The following is an 8,048-nucleotide window of genomic DNA, read 5'->3' on the forward strand; positions in this document are numbered from 1 at the left end:
GGCTCTCTATCCCATAATAGGAAGCTACGGTAACCACAATCGTCCACATCAGAATGCTCAGGCTCATCCACAGCACAATAGGGTACTTCTTTGAACCCAGACCCAGGGCAATGAGAGCAGCAAAATGTGTGCCTGTAATGATAGGTGATATCAACGCCAGCCCTGGCAGGCCATATCTGTCCCATATGCGCACAACCTTCTTCTTTTTGCCTGAAGATGGCCGGTCCTCCTCACCCATCCTGAACCTTTTCCAGACGGAATTCAATGAATGATGTGCATATACGAGAAGATATACTGTGGCCAGATTCCCTGAAAACGCCAATAAGGCAACAGCAAGAGGGTCCAGGCCAAGGGCAATCCCCGGAGGAATGACCACAAGCAACTCTATCCACGGAACAGCTGCCAGTATGAACACCAGAGCATAAGCTACCATTCCCTCAGCATCATACAGTGTGTCCATTCCAATCATTGATGAATCAATTATCCCGGAATATATAGGCTTATTGAACAACAGTATATGACAAATATTTCCTGCCTGATGAAATGAACTGGCAATTATTTGGTTTACTAAGTCAAATAGATATGAAACAAAACATAAGAGAATAAACTCTATAACCCTCTTTTAGCCTTCTTTCTATCGTTAATCCTTCATTCCTCATCATCCACGAACATCCGCGCCACCAGACCCAGGTGATCCTCGTGGAACGGGTCCAGTTCTTTTCTCTGCAATACCTCGAACTCCACGTCAAAGCCGGTTTCCAGTTTCTGGACCTCTTCCTTGAATATGCGTTTGGGGCTGGCTACTGTGTCGATGCTCCTTGACTTGATGGAGAGCATGAGGTGGCCGTGCTGTTCGAGGAAGTATTTTGAGTTGATGGCGGCTATCTCGGCCTGGTTGGGCTGGGCCACGTCCTGGAAGATGACATCCACTTTTTCCACTATATGGGCGTAGGATTGGGGTTTGTTGGCGTCTGCCAGTATCGGGATGATGTTGGGGCGCTGGTCGCAGAGCTGCAGCAGGTCACGCATGGTGCGGGGGGAGAATTCCACCGCGTAGACCAGGCCGTCCCGGAGTATATCGGAGACATGGCTTACTGTAGTGCCCGATGCTGCGCCAAGGTAGAGCACCGCGGAATCATAATGAAGGGGAATCTCGAAATTCTTGAGCACCATGGCTCCGAGCTTGCTTCTGTTGGGGTCCCACTGGCGATATTCCACGTCTTCCTCAACTATGAGGCGCTCACCGTACACACTGATACCCGACATGAGGTTTTTCGTGGCAAGCATTTCCCTGTCATCGACATTAATACGGAATATACCGTCACTCAATTCTTCAACCGGCATTATCGCCTGCCTCCTTTCTTATTTCTGCTTTTGCCCCTGGAGCCGGGTTTCCCCGTAGGTTTTGACTCCCTTTTCGGCGGAGAGGGATTAGCTGTGCGAATAGCGTTCAGTTTCTTATCCATATTTTCCCTGATAGATGGATCCCGCTTGCCTGTATAGAAGTCCGTCCTTGCTGCAAGGCTTATCTTTGAAGCAAAGGATCTGGCAAGTTTACCCCTCTGCCACCAGGGTGCGTTCTTGATAACAACGTTATTGAAGATTATGCCATGCTTTGGGGGTGGTGTATTGCCCCGAAGGTGCTTGAAGAGAGCCCTGTGTGCGCCTATGACCTGCACTGTGCTAGAAGGAAAGCTGGCAAGCTTCTGCAGGCTTCCGGCCATGCTTATCAGTCTGGCTCCAAGCAGTGCACCTGCAATATCTGACAGGTTCGGTGCCAAGGAACCCATAGCCTTCACAATGTAGCTCTCGATGTGCCTGCGTGTGTCATAGAGACTGCACAGGTTCAAGGCAAAGGTTCTCAGGAGTTCCTCGTCTGCAAAAGAGAGTTCAGAGCCCATGGACATTGACGCCTTCACAAAAATCGGGTGGCTTTCAGGCACATTTGCCCGCGAACCGAAAGTGGAAACAAACCGTGCCAGAGGCTCGCCCGTAAGCTCCAGCTCAGGGAAATAGGCACCGTACCATTCGAGCAGGCGTTCACTGAGCTCATTGGAATTCCTGTCGATATCATCCAGCGCCTGGACCGCCTGTATGATGCGTCTGTCATCGGTATCATTACTTGATATCCTGCTCTTGGCAGCCCTTATACAGACTTCCCGCAGGAGGATATCATACTCTTCGTCCAGCTCAACAAAACATGAGTCAATAGCAGCCTGCCTCAGGTCAAGGTCTTGCAGCGCGGCACCCTGGCCACTCTCCTGCACTGCCAGAAGCCTCTCAGCCAGTTCAGCCGGATCCTTCCCTAAAAGCTGGCAGCCCGTTACCTCTCCCTGTTCGTTGACGTTAAGCCTGCCAAACCATGCAATGAATTCCAGGCCTATACCTCCTTTATTTCTGCGCCTGTGTTATTTGCCCTTGTGATCATAACCTTTCCACCGATAGTGCTATCCAGCAGGTCCTGTGCATCCTGCATAATGTTGGAAGCATCCTCTGTGTTGTCCACAACCGCATAGACCGCAGGTCCGAACGAGCTCATGCCTGCTCCGTATGCGCCTGATTCCTGCATAAGCATCATCACATCCCGAACCACCTGGTGCTGCAGTTCCACTTCATATCGCTTGAAGCCCAGGCTCTGAATGTGATTAACAGCATGTCCGAATGCCTCTATATCTTTTTCAACGACAGCAGGCATCATTTTCATGAGAATTATATGGGACAACTGCTGCACCTGTTCCAGAGGTATAGGGCAGGCCTTGCGGAAGATATCAACCTCGTTTGCGTCATAGGCACCCTGTACATCCGGAAGAGCTAGTACTATTTCCCAGTCGGGGAAGTCATGCCTGAAAAGTACCGGTGCCGGGTCTGCCCTGCTCGCAGATGACGGTGAAAAAGAGCCCTTGTCGCTGAACCTATGACCACCGTCAACGATAAAACCGCCGGTCTCAAAAGAAGCAACACCTATACCGGACGTACCTCCGCGACCTACGGCGATTGCAAGCTCCCGCACGCTCATCCCCAGGCCATACAGTTCATTGACAGCAGTTGCAGCCGACAGTGCAGCCTGGGTACCGGATCCCAGACCTACATGTGAGAACATGTCCTCTTCAATTGTTATACGCACACCCTCGCCTTCTGGAAGGACCTTCCTGGCTGCAGTTTCGATCCTGCCCTTCAGTATGGGTCCGCCTGTGACCTCTACCACATCAGACTTCTGTGCTGATATGACCACCTGAGGAGAACTCAGCGATATGCCCGCACCGCCATCTATCCGGCCCTGCGATGCGTTCATATCGATAAGTGTCAGATGTAACCTGGAAGGTGACGTTATTCTGATCATGAAGATGTCTATCAGTTCAGCATACTATTAAACATTACCAGTTTGCAATCGGGATGCTAATAGAATGTAATAGTATTTGCAGATTTAAAAAGTTGTGCATGTCGCATAAAGTAATCTTTAGTTATAGTACTAATAACTTGCTCACATGATTCAGAACATTAGTACTTGTTTTTAGTACCTTTGTTATTATACCACTGGTATAATCTTATACGCATAGGCGGGTTTACAAGGGCTTGATAAAATGTGTTGCCAACCAAAAATAAAGCTCAGTCCGATATTAAACAGAGTTTAGGTTAAGTAAAACAAAGACTTAGTAGGTATTGCGGGTCGTGGGGGAAATGAGCCGCAACACGGGAGTGGATTAGTTGAGAGATGTTGGGGAACATCTCGGATTCGTTAGGAGAGAGGCGCCTTAAAGCGTGGTGGTTTCCAGGCGCCTCTCCACACAATTCTAAAGATAGAATAATCCTTTACTATAAATAAATTGTTATATTATTCGGAGTTATACATAGTATAGGTGCTGCCTGTCAGGACAGTACATGTACATCTCATTCTTTAGCCGCTGGACAATATCACAGCAGTATTGCTCCAGGACACTGAACTTTTCTCTCAGGATCCTGCAGAGCTCACGAGTTGTGATGCCGTCGTATACATGGCTCGCGAGCTCGTACATGACTGACTCGACCAGCTCTTCCGGAGAGCAGGTGTCAGTTACTTCAGCAGAAGTTACCCATGAGATCTTCCGATCTCCTATGTAGGCATTTCTCTGATGCAATTTAATGCAGTGGAAAGAGTCTTCCCCGCATACCGGACACTTCGTTTTGATGTACATCTATTTTTCACCCTTAATAACCCAATGTAGAGATGAAAGAGTTCCATATGTTTATTTGTTTCGTTCCGATGGTGCTATTTATAACATTACGGTAAAAAGTATCAATATATCAATAAAACTCTAATGATTGTTGAATATGAGAGCACCAGACTATGATGCGGATACATATAACGCTTTATTGGAGGTATTTAAGAACTCACGTAAAAACGTTGTGTGTCTGACTGTTTACAAAGAACTGTGCCTCATAAAGCCCAATCAAAAGATCCCGGAGAGTTTACGATGCAAATTACGGAAATTTTGCAGGACAAATTCCAGTTCATCGGGGGGTGCCTGTAAGAAGCCTGCTCAGGAAATATGGGACTTCTTTTTAAATGAAATACAAGGTCAGCTGTAATAGAGATTCATCGGTCATCGGTTAAGGAGAATTTTTTGACTGACAGCTATCGATTTTATGCTAAATGTCTACCGTGATTTATGGTCAATTTTTATGAAATCAATATCATGTTCCGGTATATGACATGCTCGAATTTTAGTCAACTGTTTGATAAATTACAGCTACTGGTGAAATTCTCTTCTTAACCGATGACACATGACTCTCCATTACATGTAGAAAAATGCTGAAGCTGACAAACCTTTTACGCTTAATGCTCATGTACGGGAAAGATTGGAGTTGTGGGAAGGGGTTTGAAAGATTTTATATCTAATCTGATTATTCGCGTTTAAAAATATGTTGGAAGCTAGGGTTGCTTGTCTACGTCAATAAAATCATCAAGTCTAAAAGAAGTTAACATAATACCAGTAACTGTTAACGAAGGATCTGTTTCATTTGCTTTTTTGGTGTTCCAAGACCAAATACGACAACGGTGGTCTGCAGGATTATCCACAAGAGACGCCCCCTTTGGTATTATCTCTTCAGGAATACCCATACATAAAACTCCATTATAAATTATTCTAGGCTCGTGATCGCAAATTCGAAGGTCTTCTCCACAAACATTACATGTTAATTTTTTAATAAGCATTTCAGGGCTCATATAGAGACCTTGCCCATATTCTTTCAAAAAAACACTTTCAAAGTAAGCAATTTGTTCAATCAAAACTTTAATAGTATCTGAAGGGATGTAGTGAGAGATATAATGTATTCGTTCCCTAAAATCGCAAAGCAATATCCAAGCCTTCTCAACATTTTTTGGCTGTTTTTTCCAATCAGAAGAACTTGTAATTATCTGTAAATCGATTAGATTTTGTAGACCTCTAAACAATATCCCAACAACAAGAGCTTGGTTTTTTGTTTCCTCAACATCTGGTTGATTTTTATCTAATACCAGTCTACACTTATTTAGAACCCTGTCAGTGACTTTTTTTGCATCATCAAAGTCATTTTTAGAAAGAAAAGAGATACATGTACGATAAGCAGTAGAAATTTCATATTGGAAATGAATATTATCCATTTTCAAAACTCCCTTTCTATTCTCTTTTTGCAAAGGTTTCTAGTATTAATGATAGAGTCTTAGCATCCCCATCATATTTGATTTTACTGCCATTTGGAAAGCGTAGATTTAAATGAACCTGTGTCTCCAAAACCTTTAAAGCTGAAATATCTTCTTCAGTTTCATTTTTTTTGTGGTTATTAATTTTATCGCAAATAGCAAATAGAACAAAAGGAACAACTACGTTTTCAAGAATCCATACTGTCCCTAACCAAATATCTGCTCCTCTTCTCTCAAAGAAGTATGTATCGAGCCCTAAATCATTTGAATTAGCACATTCAATGCGGCTTGCTTTTAAGTTTTTATATAAGGATAATGAATCTATAGTATCTTTAAATTCGTCTTCATTTTTATCCTCTATATTTTCAGGTAAAATGAGAACTTTGTAATTTGTTAATATTGAAGTATCAATTCCATAATCATTTAGTACTTTATAAGGAGAGACAATCATTTTTAAGGCCCCACGTGGATATAGCTCTAATTCTTTGATAGATGTTATATGATAAAAATATGAGTGTTTTAAAAGTTCCGTTTTTTCTTGATCTTTCAATTAACCTCACGTCCTTAACTAAAAATATACCGTTGCGTTTTTCTGAGATCACTATTGCCCATCCCATAAATGCGAGGGGTATGATTCGAGCTCTAAATCATGGCACGGGAAAGGAGACATCTGATGTCTGAAAGAGGATTGCACTTTGGGGAGGAAGCCAATAGTATTGATGAGCAGTCTCTAGGGATTAAGAGAGCCTCGGAGTTTAGGAATAAAGAGAAAATCATGAAAAGGATTCTCAATATGCCACAAAAGAAAGCTGAGTCAAGAGGAATAGGAAGGAGTACATTTCAGGATATTCAGAGAAGGGTAAGGGAAGAGGGAGATATTAATTTGAAAACTATAAAGGTTAATCCTAGAAGAATAACAATGTCCGTATATTTAGATCGTATGCCTAGCCATATTTTATCAAATATATTACTGAGAATTGGTAAGATCAAATCACCTAGTGACAACACACGCAGATCTCTTTCCTTTTACTCTTCAATAATAGTGATTAAATCAAATATAACCAGCTGCTTTAAATGCAGCAGCTAAGGAAAGCAAAAATACTCCTGTGTAAATCAATAATGTAGCATAATACCATTTCTTGAATCTGTTCTTAGAATTGTCGATTTGGTCGCCAATAATCTCATTAACTTTTTCAGGATAAAGTTGTTCTCCAAAACGTTTTTTTCTATGATCAAAGTTGTCAGACAATGTTTTATACTGTTCATGTTGGTACAACATATTGTAAATTAATGGGAATAAGAGAACATAGATAGCATACGATGCTATTACTATTGCAATTATATTTGGATTAGGATCCTCACTAACAAGGGCAGCTATAGATGAACCAATTAATACTGCAACTGCTGCCAACATAGTTTCTGTTAGATTTTTGACTATGTTTGTGATTTGATTCGAAAATGCTTGAACAGTATCAGAAACATCTTTTTCTAAGACCTGAACTTGCGACACGTAGCCATCTACTTTTTTTCCAATAAAAGCTCTCCAGTGCCATATCAAACTTTGATAAATAACTTCAGAATTATGGATTAATAATTTGTACCTATCAGAAGGAGTAGCACTGTTCAAAGCTTGTGCTATTACAATTTGCGTAAATGTCAGGCGGTCAGCTGAACAATTAGACTCATCATCATATGCCCATCTCAGCGTTTTCATTAAATTTTTGATATCTGATAAAACATCATCTCTAATCAGCGATGTGTCTGCCGCAAGTTCAATTTCTATATTATGATTCGCACCTGCATATGTTGAAGCAAGTGGCCCTCTATTGTTACCAGTCGTTTTACCAGCTGTGTACAATAAGATGCTATTAATTTGGTGAAGAAACAATCGTTGAGCCATTAAATCAATTGGATTATCACATTCTGTTATTTCTAAATGCAACGGCGTAAGGTGATTAAGCCAAGGTGTTTGCCAATTCAGATTATTCTGGCAAATGTCGTACATGTTTCTCAGGTTGTCTGGGTTTTCCAACGGTTTTGATATTAATTGATTTAGTTGGTCAATATGGTTGCCACTAATGACCGAAAAATATGTACCCTCCAAATAAATGTCATGATTTAAAACTATTACAATAGTTTTTTTGAAACAATCTTCTTCTGAACCCCAAAACAACTTTTCTAAACGACTCAATCCGCTCTCTAATAATTTCTCAAAGGCAGTGGAACAGAAATATAGATAATAATTACAGTCTGGATGAGTCAACCTTAAATTTTCAACCAACTTTCTTTTGTTTATAGTTATTAACCAAACATTTATTACTTAATAAGTATAACTATATTTCATGGCTAAACCAGAACAAATTCTGATAGAGCATCATCTTTCATCAGA

Annotated in this window: 9 protein-coding genes; 1 reads left to right on the forward strand and 8 read right to left on the reverse strand. The window is 41.8% G+C overall.

Going from position 1 to position 8,048, the window contains the following annotated elements; all coding sequences use genetic code 11:
- From Q8J68_RS01790 to Q8J68_RS01825, 7 genes are all read right to left on the reverse strand, one after another.
- Nucleotides 1–469, reverse strand: a 469-nt coding sequence (locus tag Q8J68_RS01790) for a small multi-drug export protein (RefSeq protein ID WP_305309850.1), incomplete at its 3' end; no start/stop codon positions are given.
- A gap of 179 nt (nt 470–648) precedes the next feature.
- The gene (locus Q8J68_RS01795) at nt 649–1,344 is read right to left on the reverse strand and encodes a fibrillarin-like rRNA/tRNA 2'-O-methyltransferase (protein ID WP_305309851.1); all 696 of its coding nucleotides are present in this window, start codon (nt 1,342–1,344) and stop codon (nt 649–651) included.
- On the reverse strand, nt 1,344–2,267 hold the full coding sequence (locus Q8J68_RS01800) for an NOP5/NOP56 family protein (RefSeq protein WP_370867583.1): 924 nt from the start codon (nt 2,265–2,267) through the stop codon (nt 1,344–1,346). The genes Q8J68_RS01795 and Q8J68_RS01800 overlap by 1 nt, the downstream gene beginning before the upstream one ends.
- Before the next feature lie 113 nt (nt 2,268–2,380).
- The gene (locus Q8J68_RS01805; protein WP_305309852.1) at nt 2,381–3,340 is read right to left on the reverse strand and encodes a beta-ribofuranosylaminobenzene 5'-phosphate synthase; all 960 of its coding nucleotides are present in this window, start codon (nt 3,338–3,340) and stop codon (nt 2,381–2,383) included.
- A 502-nt stretch (nt 3,341–3,842) separates the two neighbouring features.
- On the reverse strand, nt 3,843–4,172 hold the full coding sequence (locus Q8J68_RS01810; RefSeq protein ID WP_305309853.1) for a hypothetical protein: 330 nt from the start codon (nt 4,170–4,172) through the stop codon (nt 3,843–3,845).
- 737 nt (nt 4,173–4,909) lie between these two features.
- Complete coding sequence (locus tag Q8J68_RS01820) at nt 4,910–5,620, reverse strand: hypothetical protein (protein ID WP_305309854.1); 711 nt, start codon at nt 5,618–5,620, stop codon at nt 4,910–4,912.
- A gap of 16 nt (nt 5,621–5,636) precedes the next feature.
- Nucleotides 5,637–6,209: a hypothetical protein gene (locus Q8J68_RS01825; protein WP_305309855.1), complete on the reverse strand. Its 573-nt coding sequence runs from the start codon at nt 6,207–6,209 to the stop codon at nt 5,637–5,639.
- Between the two features lie 123 nt (nt 6,210–6,332).
- Between Q8J68_RS01825 and Q8J68_RS01830 the strand changes: the two genes are divergently transcribed.
- Nucleotides 6,333–6,746 (forward strand): hypothetical protein, encoded by a 414-nt coding sequence (locus Q8J68_RS01830; protein ID WP_305309856.1) that lies wholly within the window; start codon nt 6,333–6,335, stop codon nt 6,744–6,746.
- Here the strand turns inward: Q8J68_RS01830 and Q8J68_RS01835 are convergent.
- Nucleotides 6,711–7,850 carry a hypothetical protein gene (locus tag Q8J68_RS01835; RefSeq protein ID WP_305309857.1) on the reverse strand — a complete coding sequence of 380 codons (1,140 nt, stop codon included), beginning with the start codon at nt 7,848–7,850 and terminating at the stop codon, nt 6,711–6,713. The genes Q8J68_RS01830 and Q8J68_RS01835 overlap by 36 nt on opposite strands.
- Nucleotides 7,851–8,048 lie beyond the last annotated feature (198 nt).

Source organism: Methanolobus sp., from assembly GCF_030682845.1.
In the GTDB taxonomy this organism is placed as follows: domain Archaea; phylum Halobacteriota; class Methanosarcinia; order Methanosarcinales; family Methanosarcinaceae; genus Methanolobus.

Bases quoted from the DNA above. Each gene is read 5' to 3' on its own strand.
- Q8J68_RS01795 (WP_305309851.1), bottom strand. From the start codon at position 1,344: ATGCCGGTTGAAGAATTGAGTGACGGTATATTCCGTATTAATGTCGAT.
- Q8J68_RS01805 (WP_305309852.1), bottom strand. From the start codon at position 3,340: ATGATCAGAATAACGTCACCTTCCAGGTTACATCTGACACTTATCGAT.
- Q8J68_RS01810 (WP_305309853.1), bottom strand. From the start codon at position 4,172: ATGTACATCAAAACGAAGTGTCCGGTATGCGGGGAAGACTCTTTCCAC.
- Q8J68_RS01820 (WP_305309854.1), bottom strand. From the start codon at position 5,620: ATGGATAATATTCATTTCCAATATGAAATTTCTACTGCTTATCGTACA.
- Q8J68_RS01830 (WP_305309856.1), top strand. From the start codon at position 6,333: ATGTCTGAAAGAGGATTGCACTTTGGGGAGGAAGCCAATAGTATTGAT.